This window comes from Saccharothrix sp. AJ9571, assembly GCF_021725495.1.
In the GTDB taxonomy this organism is placed as follows: domain Bacteria; phylum Actinomycetota; class Actinomycetes; order Mycobacteriales; family Pseudonocardiaceae; genus Amycolatopsis; species Amycolatopsis magusensis.
Window position 1 is genome coordinate 4,067,130 of record NZ_CP091382.1, and the last position, 23,758, is coordinate 4,090,887.

At 69.5% G+C, this 23,758-nt stretch carries 26 protein-coding genes; 10 read left to right on the top strand and 16 right to left on the bottom strand.

Features of this window, described 5'->3' with window-relative positions; translation table 11 throughout:
- Window positions 1-108: 108 nt before the first annotated feature.
- Genes L3Q67_RS18590 through ccrA form a run of 4 tightly spaced genes read right to left on the bottom strand, consistent with a single transcriptional unit; the run spans window position 109 to window position 4,243 of the window.
- Window positions 109-1,215 carry an adenylate/guanylate cyclase domain-containing protein gene (locus L3Q67_RS18590; RefSeq protein ID WP_499190683.1) on the bottom strand — a complete coding sequence of 369 codons (1,107 nt, stop codon included), beginning with the start codon at window positions 1,213-1,215 and terminating at the stop codon, window positions 109-111.
- A 1-nt stretch (window position 1,216) separates the two neighbouring features.
- On the bottom strand, window positions 1,217-1,666 hold the full coding sequence (locus L3Q67_RS18595; RefSeq protein ID WP_499190684.1) for a universal stress protein: 450 nt from the start codon (window positions 1,664-1,666) through the stop codon (window positions 1,217-1,219).
- A gap of 35 nt (window positions 1,667-1,701) precedes the next feature.
- Window positions 1,702-2,880, bottom strand: coding sequence for a coiled-coil domain-containing protein (locus L3Q67_RS18600; RefSeq protein ID WP_499190685.1), 1,179 nt, complete (start codon window positions 2,878-2,880; stop codon window positions 1,702-1,704).
- A gap of 22 nt (window positions 2,881-2,902) precedes the next feature.
- Window positions 2,903-4,243 carry a crotonyl-CoA carboxylase/reductase gene (ccrA, locus tag L3Q67_RS18605; RefSeq protein WP_499190686.1) on the bottom strand — a complete coding sequence of 447 codons (1,341 nt, stop codon included), beginning with the start codon at window positions 4,241-4,243 and terminating at the stop codon, window positions 2,903-2,905.
- A 222-nt stretch (window positions 4,244-4,465) separates the two neighbouring features.
- Between ccrA and L3Q67_RS18610 the strand changes: the two genes are divergently transcribed.
- Both L3Q67_RS18610 and L3Q67_RS18615 read left to right on the top strand, forming a co-directional pair.
- Entirely contained in the window at window positions 4,466-4,828 is a 363-nt protein-coding gene (locus tag L3Q67_RS18610; protein WP_499191573.1) for an SPW repeat protein, read from the top strand.
- 66 nt (window positions 4,829-4,894) lie between these two features.
- Window positions 4,895-5,488, top strand: coding sequence for a TetR/AcrR family transcriptional regulator (locus tag L3Q67_RS18615; RefSeq protein ID WP_499190687.1), 594 nt, complete (start codon window positions 4,895-4,897; stop codon window positions 5,486-5,488).
- 4 nt (window positions 5,489-5,492) lie between these two features.
- Here the strand turns inward: L3Q67_RS18615 and mce are convergent, their stop codons facing one another.
- Window positions 5,493-5,939: a methylmalonyl-CoA epimerase gene (gene mce, locus L3Q67_RS18620; RefSeq protein ID WP_209670200.1), complete on the bottom strand. Its 447-nt coding sequence runs from the start codon at window positions 5,937-5,939 to the stop codon at window positions 5,493-5,495.
- Window positions 5,940-6,064: 125 nt separating this feature from the next.
- On the opposite strand from mce, the gene L3Q67_RS18625 reads away from it, so the two are divergent.
- Both L3Q67_RS18625 and meaB read left to right on the top strand, forming a co-directional pair.
- Window positions 6,065-7,264 (top strand): acetyl-CoA C-acetyltransferase, encoded by a 1,200-nt coding sequence (locus L3Q67_RS18625; RefSeq protein ID WP_499190688.1) that lies wholly within the window; start codon window positions 6,065-6,067, stop codon window positions 7,262-7,264.
- A gap of 1 nt (window position 7,265) precedes the next feature.
- The gene (meaB, locus tag L3Q67_RS18630; protein WP_499190689.1) at window positions 7,266-8,231 is read left to right on the top strand and encodes an ArgK/MeaB family GTPase; all 966 of its coding nucleotides are present in this window, start codon (window positions 7,266-7,268) and stop codon (window positions 8,229-8,231) included.
- Between the two features lie 49 nt (window positions 8,232-8,280).
- Here meaB and L3Q67_RS18635 read toward each other — a convergent pair whose 3' ends face one another.
- Window positions 8,281-8,976: an MBL fold metallo-hydrolase gene (locus L3Q67_RS18635; protein ID WP_499190690.1), complete on the bottom strand. Its 696-nt coding sequence runs from the start codon at window positions 8,974-8,976 to the stop codon at window positions 8,281-8,283.
- Between the two features lie 57 nt (window positions 8,977-9,033).
- Entirely contained in the window at window positions 9,034-9,627 is a 594-nt protein-coding gene (locus tag L3Q67_RS18640; protein ID WP_209670192.1) for a TetR/AcrR family transcriptional regulator, read from the bottom strand.
- A 114-nt stretch (window positions 9,628-9,741) separates the two neighbouring features.
- Between L3Q67_RS18640 and L3Q67_RS18645 the strand changes: the two genes are divergently transcribed.
- Window positions 9,742-10,554 (top strand): SDR family oxidoreductase, encoded by an 813-nt coding sequence (locus L3Q67_RS18645; RefSeq protein WP_499190691.1) that lies wholly within the window; start codon window positions 9,742-9,744, stop codon window positions 10,552-10,554.
- Between the two features lie 29 nt (window positions 10,555-10,583).
- On the opposite strand, the gene pdxR is transcribed toward L3Q67_RS18645, so the two are convergent.
- Window positions 10,584-11,990, bottom strand: coding sequence for an aminotransferase-like domain-containing protein (pdxR, locus tag L3Q67_RS18650; RefSeq protein WP_499190692.1), 1,407 nt, complete (start codon window positions 11,988-11,990; stop codon window positions 10,584-10,586).
- A 40-nt stretch (window positions 11,991-12,030) separates the two neighbouring features.
- Between pdxR and L3Q67_RS18655 the strand changes: the two genes are divergently transcribed.
- Together L3Q67_RS18655 and L3Q67_RS18660 are read left to right on the top strand one after the other, a co-directional pair.
- A complete protein-coding gene (locus L3Q67_RS18655; RefSeq protein ID WP_499191574.1) occupies window positions 12,031-12,489 on the top strand; it encodes a carboxymuconolactone decarboxylase family protein in 459 nt (152 codons plus the stop codon).
- Window positions 12,486-13,208, top strand: coding sequence for an isocitrate lyase/PEP mutase family protein (locus L3Q67_RS18660; protein ID WP_499190693.1), 723 nt, complete (start codon window positions 12,486-12,488; stop codon window positions 13,206-13,208). The genes L3Q67_RS18655 and L3Q67_RS18660 overlap by 4 nt, the downstream gene beginning before the upstream one ends.
- A 58-nt stretch (window positions 13,209-13,266) precedes the next feature.
- On the opposite strand, the gene L3Q67_RS18665 is transcribed toward L3Q67_RS18660, so the two are convergent.
- Genes L3Q67_RS18665 through L3Q67_RS18685 form a run of 5 tightly spaced genes read right to left on the bottom strand, consistent with a single transcriptional unit; the run spans window position 13,267 to window position 18,161 of the window.
- Window positions 13,267-14,268 (bottom strand): ABC transporter substrate-binding protein, encoded by a 1,002-nt coding sequence (locus L3Q67_RS18665; RefSeq protein WP_499190694.1) that lies wholly within the window; start codon window positions 14,266-14,268, stop codon window positions 13,267-13,269.
- Window positions 14,269-14,315: 47 nt separating this feature from the next.
- On the bottom strand, window positions 14,316-15,377 hold the full coding sequence (locus tag L3Q67_RS18670; protein WP_499190695.1) for an ABC transporter permease: 1,062 nt from the start codon (window positions 15,375-15,377) through the stop codon (window positions 14,316-14,318).
- Complete coding sequence (locus tag L3Q67_RS18675) at window positions 15,374-16,138, bottom strand: sugar ABC transporter ATP-binding protein (RefSeq protein WP_499190696.1); 765 nt, start codon at window positions 16,136-16,138, stop codon at window positions 15,374-15,376. The genes L3Q67_RS18670 and L3Q67_RS18675 overlap by 4 nt, the downstream gene beginning before the upstream one ends.
- Entirely contained in the window at window positions 16,135-17,178 is a 1,044-nt protein-coding gene (locus L3Q67_RS18680) for a class I mannose-6-phosphate isomerase (protein ID WP_499190697.1), read from the bottom strand. The genes L3Q67_RS18675 and L3Q67_RS18680 overlap by 4 nt, the downstream gene beginning before the upstream one ends.
- Entirely contained in the window at window positions 17,175-18,161 is a 987-nt protein-coding gene (locus tag L3Q67_RS18685) for a LacI family DNA-binding transcriptional regulator (protein WP_499190698.1), read from the bottom strand. The genes L3Q67_RS18680 and L3Q67_RS18685 overlap by 4 nt, the downstream gene beginning before the upstream one ends.
- Before the next feature lie 284 nt (window positions 18,162-18,445).
- On the opposite strand from L3Q67_RS18685, the gene L3Q67_RS18690 reads away from it, so the two are divergent.
- Window positions 18,446-18,811: a DUF3817 domain-containing protein gene (locus tag L3Q67_RS18690; protein ID WP_499190699.1), complete on the top strand. Its 366-nt coding sequence runs from the start codon at window positions 18,446-18,448 to the stop codon at window positions 18,809-18,811.
- Window positions 18,812-18,861: 50 nt separating this feature from the next.
- Here L3Q67_RS18690 and L3Q67_RS18695 read toward each other — a convergent pair whose 3' ends face one another.
- The gene (locus tag L3Q67_RS18695; protein WP_395901729.1) at window positions 18,862-19,362 is read right to left on the bottom strand and encodes a MarR family winged helix-turn-helix transcriptional regulator; all 501 of its coding nucleotides are present in this window, start codon (window positions 19,360-19,362) and stop codon (window positions 18,862-18,864) included.
- Window positions 19,363-19,451: 89 nt separating this feature from the next.
- Here L3Q67_RS18695 and L3Q67_RS18700 point away from each other — a divergent pair, with 89 nt between their 5' ends.
- Both L3Q67_RS18700 and trxA read left to right on the top strand, forming a co-directional pair.
- A complete protein-coding gene (locus L3Q67_RS18700) occupies window positions 19,452-19,742 on the top strand; it encodes a thiamine-binding protein (protein ID WP_499190700.1) in 291 nt (96 codons plus the stop codon).
- A gap of 31 nt (window positions 19,743-19,773) precedes the next feature.
- Complete coding sequence (gene trxA / locus L3Q67_RS18705; RefSeq protein ID WP_499190701.1) at window positions 19,774-20,745, top strand: YbbN family protein; 972 nt, start codon at window positions 19,774-19,776, stop codon at window positions 20,743-20,745.
- 64 nt (window positions 20,746-20,809) lie between these two features.
- On the opposite strand, the gene L3Q67_RS18710 is transcribed toward trxA, so the two are convergent.
- Both L3Q67_RS18710 and L3Q67_RS18715 read right to left on the bottom strand, forming a co-directional pair.
- On the bottom strand, window positions 20,810-22,255 hold the full coding sequence (locus tag L3Q67_RS18710) for a neutral zinc metallopeptidase (RefSeq protein WP_499190702.1): 1,446 nt from the start codon (window positions 22,253-22,255) through the stop codon (window positions 20,810-20,812).
- A gap of 96 nt (window positions 22,256-22,351) precedes the next feature.
- On the bottom strand, window positions 22,352-23,749 hold the full coding sequence (locus L3Q67_RS18715) for a neutral zinc metallopeptidase (RefSeq protein ID WP_499190703.1): 1,398 nt from the start codon (window positions 23,747-23,749) through the stop codon (window positions 22,352-22,354).
- Window positions 23,750-23,758: the final 9 nt, after the last annotated feature.

Below are 23,758 nucleotides of genomic sequence, written 5' to 3' on the forward strand. Positions count from 1 at the left end.
ACAGGATGAGAGCTGAGAGTGTCCGTTTGAGTGCGCGGAGTCACTCTACGCGTGCTCGGACGCAGGCGAAATAAGAAATTCGGGGGATACTTAGCGCACCCTTTTCGGCTACGGGCGGTAGCCGGAAAAATCCGGTCCGACCTCGTTGTCGGGGCCTTCCGCACGGGCTTGTCGCAGGCCAAGCATCTCCGCGGCCAGTTGCTGGCTGCTCTCGAAGCGGTTGCCAGGCCGTTCACGCGCACGGCGTAACGAGCAGGGCTTCAGCCTGCTGTACCCGCGGACGGAAACCGCGCGTCGTGAGCGCAATTCATAGGCTGGCATCCCGGACAGGTTCGCGGCCAGTTCGCGGTCGACCACGATCGTGCCCGGCTTGGCCACCGAAGTCAGCCGCGCGGCGAGGTTGACCACCGATCCGTAGACGTCACCGAAACGGCTCAGGATCCGGCCCGCGGCCAGACCGGCGCGCACGGAGGGCAACGTGGTGTCGGCTTCGACGCGTTCGTTGAGCGTCAGCGCGATCTCGGCGGCGTCGGCCGCGGTGTCGGCGACGAACAGCACCTCGTCGCCGATCATCTTCACGATCCGGCCGTGGTGCTCGGCGATCACCTCGGAGGCGACCGTCTCGAAGGCGTCCAGGATGCCGTCGAGTTCGGTCTCGTCGATCCGCCGGGTCAGCCTGGTGAACCCGACCATGTCGACGAAGCCGACGACCTGGCTGCGCGCCTCCAGGTCCTCTTCGGGGGACGCCAGCGCACGCCCGGCGTACGCGGCGAGGTGGCGGCGCCAGACGTAGTTCTGCACGCGTTCCAGCTCCGGGAGCAGCCGGTCCACCAGGCGCGCGATCTGGCGTTCGTTCCGGCCGAGGTCCGGGTTGGCGGTGATCAGCTCCCACAGCATGTGGACCTGCCACTCGGCCAGCCGCGACAGGTGCTGGCCCAGCGCCCTGGTCACCGCGGTCTCCACGCGGGCGTCGACCAGCCCGGCCCGGATCAGGTTGTCCGCGGTGCGCATGGCCTCGACGTCGGCGTCGGTGAAGACCACCTCGTCGTCTTCGACGGTGGCGAAGCCGAGCGCGCGCCACAGCCGGCGCGCCCGGTCTTCGGGCACGCCCGCCTTCTCGACCACCTGCAGCCGGGTGTACCGGCGCCGGCCGCCGAGCAGCACCTTCTCCAGGCGCTGCTGCAGCTCGCCGTTGTCGTCCCGCTCCGTCGGCACCTCAGGTGGTGTGCACGATGAGCACGTCCACGCCCGACTTGCGGGCCACTTCCGACGGCACCGAGCCCAGGATCCGCCCGGCGAGCGTGTTCAGCCCGCGGTTGCCGACCACCAGCAGGTCCGCGGAATGCTGCGAGACGACCTTGCGCAGCATTTCCACCGGCTCGCCGACCATCGCGACGGTCTCGATCTTCGTCGCCCCCGCCTTGGTGGCGCGGTCGCGCGCGGACAGCAGCGTGTCCTCCGCCGGCGCGGAGCCGACCACCTGGTAGGCCTCGTCGCGCAGCACGTCCTGCGCCTTCTCCACGTCGTGCTTGGCCGCGGGGTAGTAGGCGCAGGCGATCACCAGGGTCGCGCCGGCGTCCCCGGCGACGGCCGCCGCCCGGTCCACCGCGGCGAACGAAGAGTCGGAACCGTCCGTGCCGACGACCACGGTCTGGTAGGCGCTCATTCGTCTTCCTCCTGCGATCGGTCTGTGCTGTGGGGTCAGGGCTTCTGCCGGGTCTGCGCCGGACGCTGCCCGGGGGCGGGCTTGCGCGGAGCCGGCTGGGGAGTGGGCTTCGGCAGTTTCACGGTCGCTTCGGCGGAGCCGCCCGGCGGCTGCGGCTTCTCCGGCCCGGCCGGCTTGACGGGTTTGGCCTGCTTGGCCGGTGTCACCGGGACACCGGCGGCGCTTTCCTGGTGCAGCACCGCTTCGGCCTCGGAAAGCACCTTGCGGGCCGCCTGCACCTGGTTGGCGATGTTCTCGCGGAGCTTGCGCAGGGCCTCCACGCGCTCGAGGCCGTGGTTGGTCCGGCGGTTGGCCTCCTCGGTGGCCTCCCGGACCCGGCGGCGAGCCTCGTCCGCGGCTTCGGAGAGCCGCGCGTTCGCCTCGTTCGCCGCATCCTGCAGGCGCTTGTTGGCTTCCTGGACGGACTCGCGCTGGCGGCGTTCGATGTCCGCCTTCGCCGCGGCTTCCTCCTCGGCCACCTTCGCGCGGATCTTCGCGGCCTCTTCGGTCGCTTCGCGCAGCCTGCGCTCGGCCTCGGCCTTGCTGGTCGCCTCCTGCTCGGCGAGCGCCCGCATGGCCTCGGTGCGCCGCGCCGCCATGGCGATCTCGAAGTCCTCTTCGACCTGCGTGCGGCGCTGCTCGGCCTCGGCGTCGAGGCGGTCGCGCTCGTCCTTGGCGGCCTGGGTGATCTTGTCCGCTTCGGCGCGAGCCTTCTCGAGGACGCCGCGGTGCTCGGCCTCCATCTCCTCGCGACGCTCGTCGAGCTGCTTCAGCCGCACCTCGTGCTCGGCCCGCAGCGCCGCCGCGTCCGACTCGCCCTTGGCGCGGATGTGCGCGGCCTCGGCCTCGGCGCGGGCCTGCGTGTCCGACGCCTCGTCCTGCGCCAGCCGCAACATGCGCTGTAAACGTTCGGACAGGCCCTCGAGGGTGGTGGGTGGCAGCGACAGCCGCTCGACCTGACCACGAAGCTCGGCGATCTCGCTGCGCGAGAGCTCCAGCTGCCGGGCCAGGTCCCCGGCCTGCGAAATCGCCGCGTCGCGGTCGGAGGTGAGCATCTTGAGCTCACCGTCGAGCCGTTCGAGATGGTCATCGACCTGGGCGCGGTGGTAACCCCGCTTCTCCAGGTCGAAGCCGGCTCCCAGTGGGACGAGTTCCCTGTCGTCGCCAAGACTCATTGGTCCACCCTAGCCCGCGGCGTCACACACCTCTGAAGGTGTTTATCGCAGCTATGTGCTTCGCACGCATCTCGTGATCCCGGACGCCCAGTCCCTCCTCGGGAGCCAGGCACAGCACGCCCACCTTGCCCTGGTGGGCGTTGCGGTGCACATCGAGCGCGGCCTGGCCGGTTTCGGCGAGCGGGTAGGCCTTGGACAGCGTGGGGTGGATCAGTCCCTTCGCGATCAACCGGTTCGCTTCCCACGACTCGCGGTAGTTCGCGAAGTGCGAGCCGATGATCCGCTTGAGGTTCATCCAGAGGTAGCGGTTGTCGAACTGGTGCAGGTAGCCGGAGGTGGAAGCGCAGGTGACGATCGTGCCGCCCTTGCGCGCGGCGTAGACCGAGGCGCCGAAGGTCTCGCGGCCCGGGTGCTCGAAGACGATGTCCGGGTCCTCGCCACCGGTCAGCTCACGGATCTTCGCGCCGAAACGCTGCCATTCCTTCGGATCCTGCTCGTGCTCGTTCTTCCAGAACTTGTAGCCCTCGGCGTTGCGGTCGATGACCAGCTCGGCACCCATCTTGCGGCAGATCTCCGCCTTTTCCGGGCTGGAGACCACGCACACCGGGATGGCACCGCCGTTGAGCGCGAACTGGGTGGCGTACGAACCGAGGCCGCCCGAAGCACCCCAGATCAGCACCACGTCGCCCTGCTTCATGTCGGCGCCGTTGCGCGAGACCAACTGGCGGTAGGCGGTCGAGTTGACCAGCCCCGGCGAGGCGGCTTCCTCCCAGGTCAGGTGCGCGGGCTTCGGCATCAGCTGGTTCGCCTTCACCAGCGCGATCTCGGCGAGGCCGCCGAAGTTCGTCTCGAAGCCCCAGATGCGCTGCTCCGAGTCGAGCATCGTGTCGTTGTGGCCGTCCGAGCTTTCCAGCTCGACGTTCAGGCAGTGCGCCACCACCTCGTCGCCGGGCTTCCAGCTGTGCACGCCGACCCCGGTCCGCAGCACGACACCGGACAGGTCGGAGCCGACGACGTGGTACGGCAGGTCGTGGCGCTTGGCCAGCGGCGAGAGCCTGCCGTAGCGCTGCAGGAACTTGAACGTCGGTATCGGCTCGAATATCGAGGTCCAGACGGTGTTGTAGTTGATCGCGCTGGCCATCACCGCGACCAGTGCCTCGCCGGGCCCGAGTTCGGGCGTGGGCACGTCGTCCAGGTGCAGCGACTTGCGCGGGTCCTTGTCGCGGCTTTCGAGCCCCTCGAACATGTCGACCTCGTCGGCGTGCACGGTCATGCCCCGGTAGCTCTCCGGCACCGCGAGCCCCGCCACCTCACCCGGCTCGCCGGACAGCACAGCTTGGGCGATCTGCTGGATCTCGCTCATCGAACCTCCGTGGGTCGGCGCGTCCGCTCGAAACTACTGGCGAGTAACGCCGGGCTCAACCCGGAAGAGACGTCGACCACGCCGAAGTCCCCCGACGGGCGTAGGCGACGCGGATTCGTGACCCAGAATGTTTGACCGGCCGGCCAACCAAGGCGCACCATCGAAGGTGGACCGCGAGACACACGGTTCAAGTGGCAAACGGAGGTGATCTCGGTGCGCGAGATGTCGACGAGCCCGTGGACCCGTCCGCACGACTGGGCGGAGGTCGTGCTCGGAGTGGTGGCGGTGCTGACACCGCTGTGGATGGAGACCGATACCGCGGCCATGTGGACGCTCATCGTGCTGGGCGCGCTGGTGGCCGTCGACGGCCTGGTCTCACTGGCCATGCCGAGCCTGGTCTACGGGGAGGGCATCCAGATCGTGCTGGGTGCGCTGCTGTTCATTTCGCCCTGGGTGATCGGTTACTCGGGCCTGACCGGAGCCGCCTGGTCCTCGTGGATCATCGGCGGACTGACCATGATCGCCGGCGCGGCCGCGCTGCCGGTGGCCAACGCCGCCCACGATCGCATGGCCGGGCAGCACTGACGATTCGCGTGAGCCGGGCCTCGCCGGGATACCGTGGGGCCCGGTACACGCGGAAGGGGTGGTTCGGTGGCACGGGGCAGAACCGGCGAGGACGCGTCAGCCAAGGAACGCATCCTCACCGCCGCCGAGGCGCTCTTCGCGGAACACGGCTTCGACGCCACCCCGACGTCTCGCATCGCCGAACAGGCGGGTGTGCCGAAAGGGCTGGTGCACTACTACTTCAAGCGCAAGACGGACCTGCTGAGCGCCTTGGTCGAACGGCTGCCCGACGGGCACGTGGAGACCTCGCGCGTGGTGGTCCCCGGTGACCTCGCCGAGAGCCTGCGCCGGCTGGTCTCCGAGTTGGACCAGCGCCTCGGCGCCTCACAGGTCCTCTCCCACTTGCTGTGGCGCGAGGCGGACACGCACCACGCCGTGCGCGACGCGCTTCAGGATCGATTCAAAGTGCTCGTACGCCAGGTCGAGGCGGTCATCCTGGCCGCGGGCGTCGGTGGCCTGGCGATGACCGACGTGGAGAGCGCGGCCGGCCTGCTCGCCTTGGCGGTCAGCTACCGGCACTCGGTCGCGCGGCACGCCGAGGACGACCAGCCGGAGCAGATGGAGCGGGAACTCACCTTCATCGCCAGGGCGCTGACCTTCCGGGCCGCCCCGGCCACGTAGCCGGTCAGCCCTCGGTCTTGGCGGGCTCCACCAGTTCGATCAGCACGCCACCGGCGTCCTTGGGGTGCACGAAGTTGACCCGCGAGCCCGCGGTACCCGGCCGCGGGGTGTCGTAGATGACCCGCAGCCCCTTCGCCCGCAGCGCCTCCATCGCGTCTTCCACATTGGACACCCGGCAGGCGAGTTGCTGGAGGCCGGGACCGCGCTTGTCGAGGAACTTTGCGATGGTCGAGTCCGGGTACAGCGGCGCGAGCAACTGCACGGCGGGCCCGTCGTGATCGCCGGGGGCGTGGAGCATCGCCTCGCGGACGCCCTGATCGTGATTGGTCTCGACGTGCGTCGCCTCGAGACCGAAGGTTTCCGCGTAGAAGGCGATCGCCGCGTCGAGGTCGGCGACCGCGATGCCGACGTGATCGATCGTCGTGACGAACGGCTTCAGCGCTTCATTCATGAGAAGCGACAATAAGTCCTGTTCCGGGAAAAGGCGTCGTGCGTCAGCTCACACTGACTCATTCAAGAAGCCACACCGCCCGGTATGGTCGAGCGGACCGCCGTCGTTCGCCTTGGAGGCTGCACATGTCCGGAACTCAGGCCAGCTCGGTAATCCTGGGCGCGGCAAGGACCCCGATCGGCAGGCTGCTGGGTTCGCTGAAGGACTACTCGGGTGCGCAACTCGGCGGAATCGCCATCAAGGCGGCGCTGGAGCGAGCCGGAGTTTCACCCGAAGCGGTGCAGTACACGATCATGGGCCAGGTGCTCACCGCCGGCGCCGGCCAGATCCCGGCACGGCAGGCCGCCGTGGCCGCGGGCATCCCGATGAACGTGCCCGCGCTGACGATCAACAAGGTGTGCCTGTCCGGCCTCGACGCCATCGCGCTCGCGGACCAGCTGATCCGCGCCGGTGAGTTCGACCTGGTGGTGGCCGGTGGGCAGGAGTCGATGACCCAGGCGCCGCACCTGCTGCCGAAGTCGCGCTCCGGCTTCAAGTACGGCGACACCACCCTGCTCGACCACATGGCGCACGACGGTCTCTTCTGCGCCTTCGACCAGGTCGCCATGGGCTCGTCGACCGAGAAGTACAACGAGCGCTACGGCCTGACCCGCGAAGAGCAGGACGAGTTTTCCGCCCGTTCGCACCAGCGCGCCGCCGCCGCGATCGAAGCCGGCCGCTTCGCCGACGAGATCGCGCCGGTCGAGATCCCGCAGCGCAAGAAGGACCCGATCGTCTTCGACACCGATGAGGGTGTGCGCGCGGACACCTCCGCCGAGAGCCTGGCCAAGCTGCGCCCGGCCTTCGCCGCCGACGGCACCATCACCGCCGGCTCCGCCTCCCAGATCTCCGACGGTGCCGCCGCCGTGGTGGTCGCCAGCCGCGCGAAGGCCGAGGAACTGGGCCTGACCCCGCTCGCCGAGATCGGCGCCCACGGCGTGGTCGCCGGCCCGGACGCGAGCCTGCACGAGCAGCCGTCCAACGCGATCAAGGCCGCACTGGCCAAGGCCAAGCTCGACGTCGGCGACCTCGACCTGGTCGAGATCAACGAAGCCTTCGCCGCCGTCGGCGTGGTCTCGGCGAAGCAGCTCGGCCTCGACCACGACATGGTCAACGTCAACGGCGGTGCCATCGCACTCGGCCACCCGATCGGCGCCTCCGGCGCGCGGCTGGTCGTGCACCTGGTGCACGAACTGCGCCGCCGCGGCGGCGGCCTCGGCGCGGCGGCCCTGTGCGGTGGCGGCGGCCAGGGTGACGCGCTGCTGCTCTCGGTGCCCAAGGCCTGAGTTGCCCGTTCAGGTCGACGTCGGCGAACTGGTCGCCCGTGCTGCGGATGGGGTCCCCCGCGCCATCGCGAGACTGATCTCGCTGGTGGAGGACGCCCATCCGCAGCTGCGTGAGGTCGCCGCCGCGTTGACCCCGCACACCGGCCGGGCGCGGCTCATCGGCCTCACCGGCCCACCGGGCGTCGGCAAGTCGACTTCCACCTCCATGCTGATCACCGCCCTGCGCGCGGCGGGCAAACGCGTCGGCGTGCTGGCCATCGACCCGTCCTCCCCGTTTTCCGGCGGCGCGCTGCTCGGCGACCGGGTGCGAATGAGCGACCACGCCACCGATCCCGGCGTGTTCATCCGCTCCATGGCCACCCGCGGCCACCTCGGCGGCCTCGCCTGGGCCACCCCGCAGGCGGTCCGCGTGCTCGACGCCGCCGGCTTCGACATCGTGCTGATCGAAACCGTCGGGGTTGGACAGTCCGAAGTGGACGTAGTCCGGCTGGCCGACACCACCGTGGTGCTGCTGGCCCCCGGCATGGGCGACGGCATCCAGGCGGCGAAGGCCGGCGTGCTCGAGATCGCGGACGTCTTCGTGGTGAACAAGGCCGACCGTGAAGGCGCCGACGCGACCGTCCGGGAACTCAAGCAGATGATCGCGATGGGCCGCCGCGAACTGCGTGGCCCCAGCTGGCGCCAGCCCATCGTGCGCACCGTCGCCTCCCGTGACGAAGGCGCCGAGGACGTGCTCAAGGCACTCGACGAGCACCACGACTGGCTGGCCGCCGAAGGCGAACTCGACCGCCGCCGAGCCGCGCGCGCCGCCGGCGAGATCGAGGCGATCGCCCTGCAACGCCTCCGCGCCGAACTGGTCGACCTCCGCGGGGGCGGCCGGCTCGCCGACCTGGCCGGTGCCGTGGCCGCCCGCGAGCTGGACCCCTACGCCGCGGCCGAGCGCCTGATCGACGACCTCCGCACCTGATCCTTTGTGGACACGGCCGCCCTCAGTCTCGATATACCTCCATTCTGGGTCAGCCGAGTGCTTCGGCCGACCGTCGCAGTACCTGCCCGGCGTCCGCGGTCAACGGAGCGCCGTGGCCGAAGCAAGCCACCTCTGTGTCCAGCGCGGCCAGTTCCCGGAGCGAGCGGTGCACCCGTTCCACGTCCAGGTTGAACACGCCGGGAATCACCTGGCCCTCGTGCTCGGCGATCGTGTCGCCGGTGAACAGCACGCCATGGCGGGGCAGGTACACGGCGATGCTGCCCTCCGTGTGCCCCGGAATGGAGATCACCCGAGCGCCTCCGCCGAAATCGATCTCCTCTTCACCGTCGAGCTCGTGATCCACCGGTGACGGTGGCCCCACGAGCTTGCCGCTCGCCACCTGCTCGTACAGCGGCCGTTCCCAGTCGGCGAGCCGCGGTTCGGGTGGCGGCACCTCACCGCGGATCACCGGAGCGTCCAGCCGATGCGCGAACACAGGAGCATCCGCCCACGCGCGGAGTTCGGCGGCCGCTCCGGCGTGGTCCTCGTGAAAATGGGTCAGCACGATGCGAACCAGGTTCTCCCGGTCGAGCCCGAGTCCCCTGATCGCCTCCGCGATCTTCGTTCCCTCACCGGCCCAGCCGGTGTCCACCAGCGTCAGTTCGTCGCCGTCTCGCCACAGGTACGCCTGGCCGACCGCGAACCTGAGCAGGTGCAGGTTCGGTACGACCTCGATCATCTCCATGCCGCTGACGGTAGGCCGCGTGCTCACCTACCGCGGGCGAGTTCGCTGACAGCGCAGCTACCGGCTCATCGCGCGCATGGCCAGGTCGACCACCGCGTCCGCGTGTTCCACGGAAACCGGCGCGGTCTGCAGGAGCCAGCGGTGGTAGAGCGGTCCGTAGAGCAGTTCCACCGCCACGTCGAGATCGAGGTCGGCATCGATCTCACCGCTGTGCTGGGCACTGCGCAGCCGGTCCTTGGTGGCGTCCAGTGCCGGGCCGAGCATCTTCTCCCGCCAGTGCGACGCCAGGTTCGCGTCGTACTGGATTTCCAGCGCCAGTGCCCGGAACGAGACGTCCATCCTCGGATTGGTCAGTTCTTCCGCGGTGGCCCGCAGAACCTGCTTCAGGTCTTCCTTCAGGTCGCCGGTTTCGAGCACGCTGAAACCCTGCTGTCCCTTGGTCAAGTCGAGCACCGCGTCGAAGACCACCGCTGCCTTCGACGGCCACCAGCGGTAGATCGTCTGCTTGCCGACACCGGCTCGCGCGGCGATCGCTTCGATCGAGGTCTTCGCGTATCCACTCTCGGTCACCAGTTCGATCGCGGCGGACAGGATCGCCGTCCGCGAACGTTCACTGCGGCGCGTGGGATCCGGGCCCCGTGCCTCACTCATGACCTGACACTAGCACGAGACGAGTCGATACGTCTCGTCTTGACAGCTCGATTTTCGTCATCCATGATTGCCGAGCAACGAGACGTCTCGTCTCGCAGGAAGAAGGAGAGAAGCATGACTCGAGCGGATTCATCGCGCGTCTGGTTCATCACGGGCGCCGGCCGGGGCTTCGGCCGTGAGTTCGTGCTGGCCGCGCTGGCGGCCGGAGACAAGGTCGTGGGCACGGCGCGGCGGCCGTCCGCGCTGGACGACCTGGTCGCGGAGCATCAGGGGCGGCTCGTTGTGCTCCCACTCGACGTCGACGACCGGACGGCGGTCTTCGACACGGTGGGCAAGGCGATCGCGGCGTTCGGCCGGCTCGACGTCGTGGTCAACAACGCGGGCTACGGCCTGCTCGGCGCGGTCGAGGAGGTCACCGAGGAAGAGGCTCGCGCGCAGCTGGACACCAACTTCTTCGGTGCGCTCTGGGTGACACAGGCCGTGCTCCCGCAACTACGTGCCCAGGGTTCGGGGCACATCGTGCAGATCTCCAGTGTCGGCGGGGTGGCCACCTTCGGCACCGCGGGTCTGTACGCGGCGAGCAAGTTCGCGTTGGAAGGAATGAGTGAGGCGCTGGCCCACGAGGTCGGCCGGTTCGGCATCCGCGTGACGCTGGTCGAGCCGGGTGGCTATGCGACCGACTGGGGTGGCTCCAGCATGAAGCTCGCCGCCGCCAATCCCGCGTATGACGTCGTGCGCGAGGAACTGGCGGCCGATCACGGCGACTTCGTGGAAGGCGATCCGGCCGAGGTCGCGGCGGCGGTGCTGAAGGTGGTCGGCACCGATGACCCGCCGCTGCGGCTGCTGGTGGGCGACGCGATCTTCGACGGCATGGTGGCGGCCACCGAGCAGAAGATCGCCGGATGGCGGAAAGCGAAGACGCTGTGATCGCGCGTGGGTGGCGCAGGGAAGGAGGGTCAACTTCCCGATGAGCTGACGCCGGCGTCCCGGAGGGTGGTCATCAGGGCGTCGACGGCAGGGGTGAAGGCGTGGTCGGCCGGCGCGGCATAGCCGACGACGATGCCTTGCCGATGAGGGCCGGGGGAGATCCAGGTGCTGCGGAGTGTCTCGAGCGCGAGCGAATGCCGGCGTGCGTGGTCGAGTACCTCCGCTTCACCTGGCCCACCAGTGGGCAGCGGGAGCAGCAGGTGCAATCCCGCGGAGATCCCGGACGGCCGCAGCGGCCGCGGCAGCAGGGACAGCAGCCGGTCCCGGCGGTTGCGGTAGGCCGCTCGACGCCGGCGCACGTGCTGGTCGTACTTGCCGGAGTCGAGCATCTCGGCAAGGACGTGCTGGCCGAGGGCGGGAGGCCGGGAACCGCGGTCGGCCATGGCGGCGCGGACCGGTTCCACCAGGGCACGGGGCAGCACGAGCCAGCCCAGGCGCAACGCGGGCGCCAGGGTCTTGCTCGCCGTGCCCGCGTAGATGAAGCGCTCGGGAGCGAGCGACTGCAGGGCGCCGACCGGTTCCCGATCGAACCGGAACTCGCCGTCGTAGTCGTCCTCGACGGCGAACGCCCCCGAACTCGTCACCCACCTGGCGAGTTCGGCCCGGCGCTCGGGGGCCAGGGTGACCCCGAGCGGGAACTGGTGGGCGGGCGTCACCACGGCCACCGGACTGTCCAGTTCGGACACCCGGAGGCCGGCCTCGTCCACCGGTACCCCGGCGATGCGCTGCCCCGCGGCTGAGGCCAGGTCGCGGAAGTGGCGCAGGGACGGATCCTCGAAGGCCATCTCGTGCACGCCCCGGTGGTGCAGGGCCGAGGCGAGCACGGAGATGGCCTGTGCGAAGCCCCCGCACACGAGGATCCGGTCCGGTTCGGCGACCACGCCCCGGCTGCGGGCGAGGTATCTGGCGAGTGCGGTGCGCAGCACGGGCGCGCCGAGGTCGTCGGTGTAGCCGAACACGTCGGGAGGTGCGTGCTGCAGCACCTTCCGGGTGGCCGCCAACCACTCCGTGCGTGGGAAGGCGGCCAGATCGGGCCGTCCGGGCAACAGGCTCCAGCGGGCGTCAGCTGGTTCCCCGTTGCCCGGTCGCGGCCGGGCCGGTGAAGCCTGCGGAGCGGCGATCGCGGCCACCATGGTCGGCGCTCCCTGGCTGGTCCGCAGGTAACCCTCGGCCGCGAGCTGGCTGTAGGCCTTGGTGACGGTGCCCCTGGCGACACCGAGGTCTTCGGCCAGCGCGCGGGTCGAAGGCAGGGCGGTCCCGGTTTCGAGCCGGCCGGACCGGATCGCCCGCCGGATCGCTTCGGCCAGGCCGCGCTGGCCGGAGCCCGGTTGCCAGTCGAGGTGGATGTCCTGGGAACTGGACCACCGAACCGCCATGGAACTGGACCATACCGGTGAACCAGTCGCCGGTAGCGTGATGTGCGTGACGAAGCGAATCCAACTGTCTGACAACACCACCCTCTTCGAGTCGCTGCTGGCCCTGCACACGGAAGTGGAAAAGGCGGCGGCGGACGCGGGACTGGACCAGAAGCTGATCGAGCTGGTCAAGATCCGCGGTTCGCAGCTGAACGGCTGTGCTTACTGCCTGGACATGCACAGCCGCGACGCGCGCAAGCTGGGTGAGGACGAACGACGGATCTACCTGCTGGGCGCCTGGTGGGAGACCGAGCTCTACACCGAGCAGGAGCGGGCGGCGCTCGCGCTGACCGACGCCATCACGAAGCTGTCCGAGCGGCAGGACGTGCCCGACGACGTGTACGAGCAGGCGACCAAGGTGCTGACCGAGGACCAGTACCGCGCGGTGTGCTGGGCGGTGGTCCTGATCAACACCTGGAACCGTCTGGGCGTCACGAGCCACAAGCCGTTGCCCCGATGACGGCGGCGAAGCTCCGGGACCTGCACGTCCCGGGGCGCCCGTTGGTGCTGCCGAACGTGTGGGACGCCGACAGCGCGAAGTTGGTGGTGACGGCCGGGTTCCCGGTGGTCGCCACCAGTTCCGCGGCGATCGCGGAGTCCCTGGGCTACGCGGATGGTCAAGGGGCTCCGGTGGCGGAGATGTTCGCCGCGGCGGCAAGGATCACGCGGGTGGTCGACGTGCCCGTGACCGTGGACGTGGAGTCGGGTTACGGGCTCAGCGCCGCGGAACTGGCTGGGCGGCTGCTGGACATCGGTGTGGTGGGCTGCAACCTCGAGGACACCGACCCCGGGCGTGGTGTTCGTCCGGTAGGGGAGCAGGCCGCGCTCCTCGGTGCGCTTCGCGAGGCGGCCGGTGACGGACTGGTGATCAACGCCCGGGTGGATGTGTTCTTGGGCGCGGATGATGAGAAGGCAGTGCTCAATGAGGCCGTTGAGCGGGCACGGGCGTATCTCGACGCCGGGGCGGATTGCGTGTATCCGATCCTGGTGCGGTCGCCTGAAGTGCTGCGGGCGTTCGTGGCGGCGGTCAGTCCGGCGGCGGTGAACGCCACGCTGTGGCCGGGTGGGCCGCAGCGGGAGCAGCTGGCGGAGCTGGGGGTGGCGCGGATCTCGCTGGGAGCCGGGCTCTGGCGGGCTTCCCGCGGCTGGCTGGCGGAACGACTCGCCGACCTGGGCTGAACCGGCGGCGAGGGCACCGTCGTCCATTGTGGACGGTGCCCTCGCCGCGCGGGTCAGGTCAGCACTGCTGCTTGTAGAAGTACTGCTGGTTGGCGTCCATGTCTTCCTTGGTGATGGAGTGCAGGCCGGCGGTGATGGTGCGCTGCACCGGCTTGCCCTCGAGGGCGGCCACGGCCTGCTGCACGCCCTGCTGTCCGATCGACGCCGGGTCCTGGGCGATCAGGCCCTGGTACTCGCCCTTGCGCAGGCCTTCGACCTCGGACGGGCTGGCGTCGAAGCCGACCAGGTTGACCTGGCCGATCTTGCCGGCGTTGCGCAGGCCGGTGGCGGCGCCTTCGCCGGTGTTCAGGTTGGTGGCGAAGATGCCGACCAGGTCCGGGGTGGAGGCTAGGGCGGCGGTCACCTTCGAGGCCGCCTGGTCCGGCTCGTTCTGAGTGAACTGCACGCCGGCCGACTTCAGGTTCGGGAAGTTCTTCAGTTCGTCCTCGAAGCCCTTCGCCCTAGCGTTGGTGGTGGAGGTTCCGGCGATGGTGTCGAGCACCAGCACCGAGCCCGGCTTCTCGCCGACCAGCTTGGCCAGGGTCTGGGCGGCGAGCTTGCCGCCTTCGGCGTTGTTGGAGGAGATCGACGAGACGGCCACGCCGGTGTCCTTCAGCGCGGTGTCCACCTCGACGATCTTGGTGCCGCGGTTCTTCACCTGCTGGATGGGGGCGAGCATCGCGGTGTCGTCGGTCGGGGCGATCAGCAGGCCCGCCGGTGGGGCGGAGCCGAGGGCGTTGACCTTCTCGGTCTGCATCGCGGCGTCGAACTTCTGCGGGGCCGAGGTGTTCAGTTCGTAGCCGAGCTTCTTCGCTTCGGCTTCGGCACCGCACTGCATCGAGATGTAGAACGGTTCGGCCTGCACGCCCGGGATCAGGGTGAGCTTCTTGTTGTTCTCCGCGGGCTGGCCGCCGGCGTCGTTGCTCTGACCGACCTGGCCCGAGCCGCCGCAGGCGGTCACCAGCGCGACGATGGCGAGCGCCGAGCCGGTGGCGGCGAAGGTCTTGCGGTTGAACTTCATGGGTGCACCTCTTTGTGCTGTCGCAGTGCTGTTGCCGGGAACGAGGATCAGCGGCTGTTGCGCAGCCGCCGACGTCGCTGGTCGAACCAGACCGCCGCGATCAGCACCGCGCCGACCGCGATCATCTGCCAGAAGTCGGGAACCTGCGTGATGTTGAAGCCCTTCTTCAGCACCGCCGGGATGAACACCCCGATCACCGTGCCGAGCACCGAGCCGATGCCGCCGAAGAGGCTGGTCCCGCCCATCACCGTGGCGGCGATGGCGTTGAGGTTGTCGGTGGTGTGCGCCGAGATCGTGGTCGAGGCGTAGTAGGCCAGCGACATGAAGCCCGCGATGCCCGCCAGGAACCCGGTGAGCGTGTACACCTTCAGCAGGTGCGCGGTGACCCCGATGCCGGAGCGCCGCGCCGCCTCGGCGTTGGAGCCGACCGCGTAGGTGTAGCGGCCGAACTTGGTGGTGTGCAGCAGCCACGCGCCGATCAGCGTGATCACCGCCGCCACCAGCACGAGGTTCGGGATGCCGAACCAGGTGCCGTAGCCGAGGGTGTTGTTGAGCACGGTCGGCACGCTGCGCACGTCCGAGCCGTTGTTGAGCAGGTACGCCGCGCCGAGGGCGGCGCCCATCGTGCCGAGCGTGACGATCAGCGGCGGGATCTTGGCCACGGCGATCAGCAGGCCGTTGATCAGGCCCCACACCGTGCCGGCCACCACGCCGGCGATCAGGCCCACCGAGATCACGCCCCAGCCGGCGTTGGTCGCGGTACCGCCCGGGCTGAGCGCCTCCATGGTCTTCGCGGACACCATGCCGGCGAAGATCAGCACCGAGCCGACCGACAGGTCGATGCCGGAGGTGATGATCACGAAGGTCATGCCGACCGAGAGCACCAGCAGCACGGCGGTCTCGATGAGCAGCGTTTGGAAGGTGAACACCGTGGCGAACTCGCCAGGTGCGGCGATGGTGAACACCACGCACAGGGCGAGCAGCACCAGGGCGATCCAGAAGGTGTTGGCGGACACCAGCCGGGAACCGAGCGAGCGCCGGGCGAAGCCGCCCGTGCCATCCACTTCGGACTGAACTTCGGACTTGGCGGGTTCGGTCGCCCTGCTCACGCCGCCTCCTCTTGCGTCAGTGCACCGGTCATCGCGGCCACGAGGTCTTCGAGCTTGGTGTCCGCGGCCTGGAACCGGGCGACCCGCTTGCCCAGCCGCAGGACCTCGACCCGGTCGGCCACCGACAGCACCTCGGGCATGTTGTGGCTGATCAGCACCACGCCGATGCCCTGGTCCCGCACCTTCTTGATCACGTCGAGCACGCGTTCTCGCTGGACCACGCCGAGTGCGGCGGTCGGCTCGTCCATGAACACGACCTTGCTGGCCCACACCACCGAGCGGACCACCGCCACGCTCTGCCGCTGCCCGCCGGACAGCGCGGCGATCGGCACCTCGGTGCTCTGCAGGTTCACGCCGAGGCGCTCGAAGTGCTCCACGGCCTGGCGGCGCATCTCGGCTTTGTCGAGCATGCCGAGCTTGCCGAGAATGCCCTTCCGGTGCAGTTCCCGGCCCAGGAACAGGTTCGCCGCCGGGTCGAGCTCCGGGGCCACGGCGAGATCCTGGTAGACGGTTTCGATGCCAAGCCGCCGGGCGGTGGTCGGTGAGTCGAGGGTGACTTGTTTGCCGTCCAGGAGGATCTTGCCCGAGGTAGGCTGTTCAGCGCCCGAAAGGCATTTGACCAGGGTGGACTTCCCGGCGCCGTTGTCGCCGATCAGCGCGGTGACCTGCCCGGCGTACGCCTGGAACGAGGCGCCGCGCAGGGCTTCCACCGAGCCGTAGCGCTTGGTCAGGTCCTGGGCGTCGAGCAGCAGTTCACTCATCGATCGGGCCTCCTTTCCGGGGCCGGCGGCCGGCAGCGGATGAGGGTCACATCCCCCGACAGCTCGGTGGCGCCGGCGCCGAACGGCACCACGAGGGTTTCGCCCTTGCTCAGCTTCAGTTCGTCACCGTGCTCGGTGCGCAGCGTGCCCATGCCGTCCATCACCACCAGCACCGAGAACGACGGGTCCAGTGCCAGCGGGCTGCTGGGGCGGAGTTGATCGGCGCGGAAGAACTCGCCGGAGCCGTCCGCGAGCAGGTCCACAGTGGACCCGTCCGCGCCCGCGGTGCGGCGGATGATGGTCTCCAGCCGGTCGGGGTCCCAGCCGGAGGTGTCCAGAGCCTCCAGCGCGGTGTCGAAACCGAGGCCGAGGTGTCCCTTCTCCGGGTTGGCGAGGAAGTCACGCCATTCGATGGTCAGCGAGAAGTCGGTCGGCTGCTGCAGTTCGACCACGAACACGCCCTCACCGATGGCGTGCGGCAGGCCGGCCGGGATGTAGACGGTGTCCCCGGCGGTGACCGGGATGCTGTTCAGCGCGCCGAGCATGGACGGGGTGTCCTGCTCCCGCACCCATTCGTCGACGGTCTGCTTGCTCAGCGTCTCCCGGAAACCGGGGTAGACCCGGGGGTCGTCGCCGTAGGTGCCGACCACGATCCACGCCTCGGTCTTGCCGAAGTGGGAGTCGAAGTGCTTCTGGGCGAAGGCGTCGGTCGGGTGGAAGTGCACCGGGAGCCGCTGACCGGCGTCGAGCAGCTTCACCAACAGGCCGGTCGAATCGGCGAACGCCTCCACGTGCTTCGCGCCGAGCCAGCCGGTGGGGTCGTCGCGGACGGCGTCGCGCAGCCAGCGGCCGTCGGCGAGTCTGGTCAGGCCGTTGCTGTCCTGCCCGTACATCGTGGTGGTGGAGCCGACCCAGTCCTCCGGGCCGAAGTCGCTCGCGGAGGCGGAGAGCCCGCGCAGCTTCGCGATGGCTTCGCCACCCCGGTAGAACTGCGGCGGCTGGTTCGCGGGGAGCCGGAGCGGAGCGTGGGAAGCGCTCATCGAGGTGCCACCTCGCCGGAACCGCGGGCTACAAGACGCACGGGGAGAACTACCTTTCTTGGGGTGGACTGGTCGCCCTGGACTCGAGCGAACAGCAGGTTGGCCGCGGCCTCACCGAGCGCACTGACGTCGTGCGCGATCACGCTGACCGGCGGGTCGAGGAGGTCGGCGAGTTCGAAGTCGTCGAAGCCGACCAGCGCGGGGCGGTTCGGGCTGTGGGCCAGCGCGCGCAGCAGGTGCACGGTGACGCGGTTGTTGCCGGCGACCACCGCGGTGGCCGCTTCGGGTCCGGCGAGCAGGGTGCGGATCGCCTCGCCGACGCTTTCCTCGGTCGGCTTGCGCATGATCACCAGGCGCTCGTCGTAGCGGATGCCCGCCCGCGCGCAGCCTTCGCGGAAACCGCGCAGGCGCTCGTTGGCGGTGTAGATGCCCGCGCTGTCGGCGAGGAAGGCGATGCGGCGGTGCCCGTGCGCGGCGAGGTGGGTGACCGCTTCGGCTGTGCCGCCGATGTTGTCCACCAGCACCGTGTCGGCCACGATGTCGCCGGCCGGGCGGTCGATGAACACCACCGGGGTGCCCGCCCGCATCTCGGGCACGAGGTAACCGTGCTGCATGCCTGCGGGCACGATCAGCAGGCCGTCCACCCGTCGGGAACAGAACTCGAGGGCCAGCTCACGCTCCCGCTCGCGGTTCTCTTCGGACGAACCCGTCAGCACCTGCCGTTCGTAGGAGCCGGCGATCCGCTCCACGGCGCGGTTGAGTTCGGAGTAGAAGGGGTTCCCGACGTCCTCCACGATCAACCCGATCGTGCCCGTGGTCGAACCGCGGCGGAGGTTGCGCGCTCCGAGGTTGCGCCGGAAGCCGAGCTGTTCGATGGCGGCCATGACCCGCTCGGCCGTGTCGGGGTGAACCGCTGGTTCGTCGTTCACCACACGTGAGACGGTCTTGATGCTCACGCCCGCGAGCCGCGCCACATCGCTCATCGTGGCACGGCGGGCGCTGCCCCGGCCGGGAGACGACAACGTTGTCATAGTGGCCGGAATTGCACACCAGCGCACCGCGCACTGTCAATACCCGGGCCGGTCCGGAGAGTGACAAGGTTGTCGCGAACCGACGGTGGTGAGCGCGATCACGCACCCCCGGTGTTCCGGTGATCGCCATCACGGCTCACACTGGGATCACATCGTCCGACAACGCGGTTGACGTGGGCAGGAACGCACTGTCCGCACCCGTTGTACGGACGTTTTTCGACTTATAGGAGGAAGTCGTGTCCAGCAAGGCCGCTGTACTGTTCCGCGTGGCCGCCGTGGCCGAGGCGCTGTCCTGGGCTGGTTTGCTGATCGGGATGTTCTTCAAGTACGTCGTCGAGTCCGGCGACGGTGGCGTGCCGGTGCTGGGCATGGTGCACGGCGTGGTCTTCGTGGTCTACCTGCTCACCTCCCTCGTCGTGACCAAGCCGCTGGGCTGGAAGGCGAGCACCCTGGTGCTGGCGCTGGTCGCGAGCATCCCGCCGCTGGCCACCTGGGCCTTCGAGAAGTGGGCGCTGCGCACCGGCAAGCTGGACGGCCCCGAGCTGGTCGCCCACGGTGGCACCGGCCTGTTCGCCCAGAAGGGCGAGCCCGTCGCTGCCTGAGTTGAACCGTCCGGGAACGGGGGTCGCCGAAAGGCGGCCCCCGTTTTCCGTTATTCGGTGAAGTCGCCGGTCGCCTTGCGCACCTTGGTGAGCAGCTCGATCAGCTGCTGGGTCTGCCGGTCGGTGAGCCCGTTCAGCCCGAAGCCGATCGCGGTGACCGCCTCGGTGGCCTCCTCGCGGCGCTTGCGGCCCTCGTCGGTGATCTCGACCAGCGTGGTCCGGCGGTCGGTCGGGTGCGGTACTCGCTTGACCAGGCCGTCCTTCTCCAGCCGGTCCACGATGTTGGTCACGCTCGTGGGGTGCAGCTGCAGACGCTCGCCCATCACCCGCATCGGCAGGCTGGACCGCTTGGCGAAGGTGAGCAGGACCAGCGCCTCGTAGCGGGCGAAGGTGAGGCCGTGCGGCTTCAGCGCACCGTCCACAGCGGACTGGATGATCTGCTGGACCCGCATGATCCCGGTCACCGCGGCCATGGTGCCGGAGTCGCCGATGCGCTCTTCCCACAGCTCGGCGGCGCGGGCGATGGGATCGAAGGGCAGCGGGCTGTTCATGGCTGCCGAAGTTACCAGCGGGTACCGCCTGGGTGGGGCAGGGTGGTGGATAACCAGCCGGTTTCCTGCCCTTTCGCGGAGGTAGTCCCATGATCGTCGCGTTCAGCGTGTCCCCGCTCGGCGAGTCGGCCGGTGTGGCCGAGGCCGTGGCGAAGGCGGTTCAGGTGGTGCGCGAGTCCGGCCTCCCGAATGAGACCAACGCCATGTTCACCCTGATCGAAGGAGACTGGGATGAAGTGATGGCGGTGGTGAAGCGGGCGACCGAAGTGGTGCAGGCCGAGGCGCCGCGGGTCTCGCTGGTGCTCAAGGCCGACATCCGCCCCGGCCACAGCGGGGAACTGGCGGGCAAGGTCGAGCGACTCGAGCAGCACCTGCGGTGAAGCGGGCTCCGAGGCGTGCCAGGATGGAACCGTGACACATCCACGCGGATCCGCAGCCAAGTCAGCAGCCCTTTCCGCCGCGCTGTCCGGCGCGGTGGACCTCTCCGCGCTCAAGGCCCGCGCCGACGCGGCGCGGCAGCAGCGCCCCGCGCCGAGCGCGCCCCCGCCCGCCGCCGGTGGTGACGGCCCGCCCGCGTCCTCCGGTGACGCGGTGATCGAGGTCAGTGAGGCGACCTTCCAGTCCGACGTCGTGGAACGCTCGCTCAAGCAGCTCGTGGTGGTCGACCTGTGGGCCGAGTGGTGCGGCCCCTGCAAGCAGCTCAGCCCGGTGCTCGAGCGCCTGGCCGCCGAATCCGGTGGTGCCTGGGTGCTGGCCAAGGTCGACGTGGACGCCAACCCCCGGATCGCGCAGCTGTTCGGCGTGCAGTCCATCCCGACGATCGTGGCGATCGCCGGTGGACAGCCGGTCGACGCGTTCTCCGGCGCGCTGCCCGAGCCGCAGATCCGGGAATGGATCAAGTCCCTGCTCGACGCGCTCAAGGACAAGCTGCCCGGCATCTCCGACGCGGCCGGCGAACCGGCCGAGGAGACCGAAGACCCCCGGTTCATCGAGGCCGAGGACTCCTTCGAGCGAGGCGACTTCGCCGCCGCCAAGGCCGCCTACCAGCGCATCCTGGACGCCGAGCCGGCCAACGAGCAGGCCAAGGCCGCACTGGTGCAGGTGAGCTTCGCCGAGCGTTCGGCGCAGGTGGACCCGTCGGCGGTCGCCCGTGCCGACGCGGACCCGAAGGACCTCGACGCCCAGCTCGCCGCAGCGGACTTCGAGCTGTCGCAGATGCAGGTGGACGAGGCGTTCAACCGGCTGATCCAGGTCGTCCGGCGGACCGCCGGTGACGACCGCAACCGCGTGCGCGAGCACCTCGTCGGCCTGTTCGAGCTGTTCGACGCCAGTGACGAGCGGGTGCTCAAGGCCCGCCGCAACCTGGCCTCCGCCCTCTTCTGATTGCTATGAGTGGGGCATTACTAGCGATAAACGCTAGTAATGCCCCACTCATAGCATTGTCCGCTCAGCCGTATTGCTGGCTGCAGACGCCTGAGCCTTCGAGGTAACCGCGCCGCAGCGACTCGACCCGCTCGAACCCGTTCTCCACCTGCTTGCCGTTGATGTCGGCGGCGATCACGCTCTTCGGCTGCAGCAACTCCGCGATCGCCTCGTCGAGGTCACCGGAGGACAGCCGCAGCTTCGCGCCCGGCTTGTTCGCCTCGGCCGCCCACGCGCCGACCAGGCAGGAAGTCCGCAGGCCCGCGTTCGCGTTGTCCACCGAGGCGCCGACGCCCTTCTGGATGCCCTGCGTGTACCGCGACGCGACCTCCGCGAACGCCGCGAAGTCGCCGAGGCCGCCCGGGTCCTCGCCTTCGAACTCGGCCTTGCGGTCGCCGGTGCGGCCCAGGGTGTTGAGCGCCCCCAGGTCGATGCTCACGGTGTTCGTGTCCGGGCAGTACGAAGCGGGCGGGGTGGCCGGGCCGCCGGGGCAGGTGCCGCCGTCGTCGACGATCTTGGGCGGCTGCGCGCCCGCCTTGCCGAACGCGGCGTCCAGGCTTTCCTGCAGGATGCCGATCGTCTTCATGTCGATCTTCGCGTCGCCCTCGCCCTTGTCCTGCTTGTCGAAGGGGCGTTCGGTGATGCGCTCGTCGACGTTCTGCTGGTTGATCCCGGCGCACTCCTTGGCGCCCTTCTCGAACCCGAGCTGGAAGGCGAAGGTCCGGTCGAACCCGGTGCCGTGCGCGGACCGGTCCTTGGCCGACTGGCCCGCCTGGTCGCGGATCATGAACAGCGAGGCGAGCACCTGGTTGACGCCCTCCGAGGTGGACACCTGGAAGTACTTGCTCTTCTCCTCGGCCATCCAGCGGAAGTAGCCGCCGGTGAAGCAGTCGGCCTGCTGCTCCTTGACCAGCGTCGAGGTGTTCTTGGTCATACCGGCCTTCTCGCCGAGGCGGTACTGCACCGCGTGGCCGAACTCGTGGCCGAGCACGGTCACGATCGCCATCGGGCCGAACTCCTCGTTCAGCAGCGGCAGCAACTGCTTGCGGTCCCAGGCGACCAGGTCCTCCGGCGAGCAGAAGAACGCGTTCATCGCGGCGTCCTTGAGCGAGGCCCCGCAGACCTCTTCCCGGTCGGTGGTCGGGTCGTAGGACTGCAGCTGCTTGACCGGCTCGAACTGCTGCCCGAAGTGGGCGGGCATCTCCTGCGTCCAGTACTCGCTGACGTCGGCGATCGAGGCGATGGCGATCTTGTCCTCGACGCTGTCGGTGGCGTTCTTGACGTCGAGGTTCGGCGTCGGCGCGTCGCTCTTCAGCCCGCTCTCGAAGTGCGTGACCGGCAAGCCGGCGACGTTGCCGTCGGTGACCTTGTCGGCGTCGGGCCCCGCTTCGCCGCCCTTGTCGTTGCACGCGCTCAGCGTGAGCACGGCGGTCAGCGCGATCAGGGCCCCCCGCCCCCAGTTCTTACCCATGGTCGCTCGCTCGTTTCGTTCTCCGGCCCCTCACCAGGGCTGAACCAAGTCCGGCACAGCGCACCCTACTAAGCGGGTACGACCCCCGTGAGGACATCACCCCAGATCGCACGCCTTGGTGCCGCCGACCACCCCGCCGCGGAAGGCCGACACGCGGTCGAACCCGGAGGGGATCGAGCCCCCGTCGACGTCGCGTGCCGGGTAGTCGTAGCCGAGCAGGACCTGCACGGCCTCGTCGAGGTCGCCGGGTGACACGGTGAACTCGCCCTGCGGGTTGAGCAGGGAGCCGGTGTAGGCACCCGCCAGGCAGAGCGTGCCGCGCTGGGCCGGTTCACCAGTGGTCGGCTTGCCCGCGGCGGCGAGCGCGCTCAGGCCGAAGCGGCTGGCCAGCACGGTTCCGGTGGCGAAGTCGCCGATGTTGGTGTGGATGTCGCCGAGCGTGCCGTCCTCACGCACCTGCACCGAGTTCTGCTCCGGGCAGAACGCCACCGCGCCCTGCTCACCGGCGGTGCAGCGCGGGTCCGCGGTCACCGGCTCGATCTTGGGCGTGGACCACTCGTGCCCCGCCTGTGACATCTCGCGCGTGAAGTACGAGCCGAGGTCCTCGGAAATCGCGGGCACCAGGTCCGGCAGCGGCAGGTTCCCGCCGCGTGCCGCGTCCTCCTCGCTGAGGAACGAGCGCTGGGTGAACGCCCGGTTCGACGCGGTGATGTCGGCGCACAACCGGGGCCCGGACTCGAAACCGTCCTGGAAGGCGGAAACCCGATCGAAGGCGTCGCCGTGGGCGGAGGCCTCGCGGTGTGAGGTGCCGAGCGGGTCGCGGAAGGTGATCAGCGCGCGCATCAGCGAGTCGAGTTCTTCCCGCTCGACCTGGAGGTGCTCGGCCTTGCCGTCGACCACCCAGCGGATGAACGAACCGGCGTAGCAGTCGGCCATCGCCTCGATCACGATGCCGGGGTAGAGCGCGGCGCTGTCGCGGTCACCACCGCGGCCGAGGCCGGTGCGCTGCTGCACGGCGTGCCCCATCTCGTGCGCCAGCACCAGCATCACGCCGCCACCGCCGAACCGTTCGGTCAGCACCGGCAGCAGGGCCGCGCGGTCCCAGACGATCACGTCGCCGTTCGAGCAGTAGTAGGCGTTGCCGCTGATCGTGGCCGCCGATTCGGTGCACGGCGGCGGTTCGGCTCCGGCGTCGGCGGTGTCGACCGAGTAGAAGCCGCCGCGCAGGTCCTCCCACGGTCCGCCGAACAGCGACGGGTACGTCTCGGTCCAGTACGCCTGGATGTCGGTGATCGCGGTGGCGGCCAGCCGGTCCACGTCGCCGCCGTCGGACCCGTTCACGAAGTCCGGGTCGACCACGGACTTCGCGCTGCGGGCCAGATCCTCGGCGATCACCGCCGGGCTGCGGACCGCGGTGCCCCGCACCGGCGTGCCGCACGCCGCCAGCGAAACCACGGCTAGGGCGAGCGCGATCAGGGTGGCGGGCGTGCGCATGGGTCCATT

Bases quoted from the DNA above. Each gene is read 5' to 3' on its own strand.
- L3Q67_RS18595 (WP_499190684.1), bottom strand. From the start codon at position 1,666: ATGAGCGCCTACCAGACCGTGGTCGTCGGCACGGACGGTTCCGACTCT.
- L3Q67_RS18600 (WP_499190685.1), bottom strand. From the start codon at position 2,880: ATGAGTCTTGGCGACGACAGGGAACTCGTCCCACTGGGAGCCGGCTTC.
- ccrA (WP_499190686.1), bottom strand. From the start codon at position 4,243: ATGAGCGAGATCCAGCAGATCGCCCAAGCTGTGCTGTCCGGCGAGCCG.
- L3Q67_RS18610 (WP_499191573.1), top strand. From the start codon at position 4,466: ATGTCGACGAGCCCGTGGACCCGTCCGCACGACTGGGCGGAGGTCGTG.
- mce (WP_209670200.1), bottom strand. From the start codon at position 5,939: ATGAATGAAGCGCTGAAGCCGTTCGTCACGACGATCGATCACGTCGGC.
- L3Q67_RS18625 (WP_499190688.1), top strand. From the start codon at position 6,065: ATGTCCGGAACTCAGGCCAGCTCGGTAATCCTGGGCGCGGCAAGGACC.
- L3Q67_RS18635 (WP_499190690.1), bottom strand. From the start codon at position 8,976: ATGGAGATGATCGAGGTCGTACCGAACCTGCACCTGCTCAGGTTCGCG.
- L3Q67_RS18640 (WP_209670192.1), bottom strand. From the start codon at position 9,627: ATGAGTGAGGCACGGGGCCCGGATCCCACGCGCCGCAGTGAACGTTCG.
- L3Q67_RS18645 (WP_499190691.1), top strand. From the start codon at position 9,742: ATGACTCGAGCGGATTCATCGCGCGTCTGGTTCATCACGGGCGCCGGC.
- pdxR (WP_499190692.1), bottom strand. From the start codon at position 11,990: ATGGCGGTTCGGTGGTCCAGTTCCCAGGACATCCACCTCGACTGGCAA.
- L3Q67_RS18655 (WP_499191574.1), top strand. From the start codon at position 12,031: ATGTGCGTGACGAAGCGAATCCAACTGTCTGACAACACCACCCTCTTC.
- L3Q67_RS18660 (WP_499190693.1), top strand. From the start codon at position 12,486: ATGACGGCGGCGAAGCTCCGGGACCTGCACGTCCCGGGGCGCCCGTTG.
- L3Q67_RS18665 (WP_499190694.1), bottom strand. From the start codon at position 14,268: ATGAAGTTCAACCGCAAGACCTTCGCCGCCACCGGCTCGGCGCTCGCC.
- L3Q67_RS18675 (WP_499190696.1), bottom strand. From the start codon at position 16,138: ATGAGTGAACTGCTGCTCGACGCCCAGGACCTGACCAAGCGCTACGGC.
- L3Q67_RS18680 (WP_499190697.1), bottom strand. From the start codon at position 17,178: ATGAGCGCTTCCCACGCTCCGCTCCGGCTCCCCGCGAACCAGCCGCCG.
- L3Q67_RS18685 (WP_499190698.1), bottom strand. From the start codon at position 18,161: ATGAGCGATGTGGCGCGGCTCGCGGGCGTGAGCATCAAGACCGTCTCA.
- L3Q67_RS18695 (WP_395901729.1), bottom strand. From the start codon at position 19,362: ATGAACAGCCCGCTGCCCTTCGATCCCATCGCCCGCGCCGCCGAGCTG.
- L3Q67_RS18700 (WP_499190700.1), top strand. From the start codon at position 19,452: ATGATCGTCGCGTTCAGCGTGTCCCCGCTCGGCGAGTCGGCCGGTGTG.
- L3Q67_RS18710 (WP_499190702.1), bottom strand. From the start codon at position 22,255: ATGGGTAAGAACTGGGGGCGGGGGGCCCTGATCGCGCTGACCGCCGTG.
- L3Q67_RS18715 (WP_499190703.1), bottom strand. From the start codon at position 23,749: ATGCGCACGCCCGCCACCCTGATCGCGCTCGCCCTAGCCGTGGTTTCG.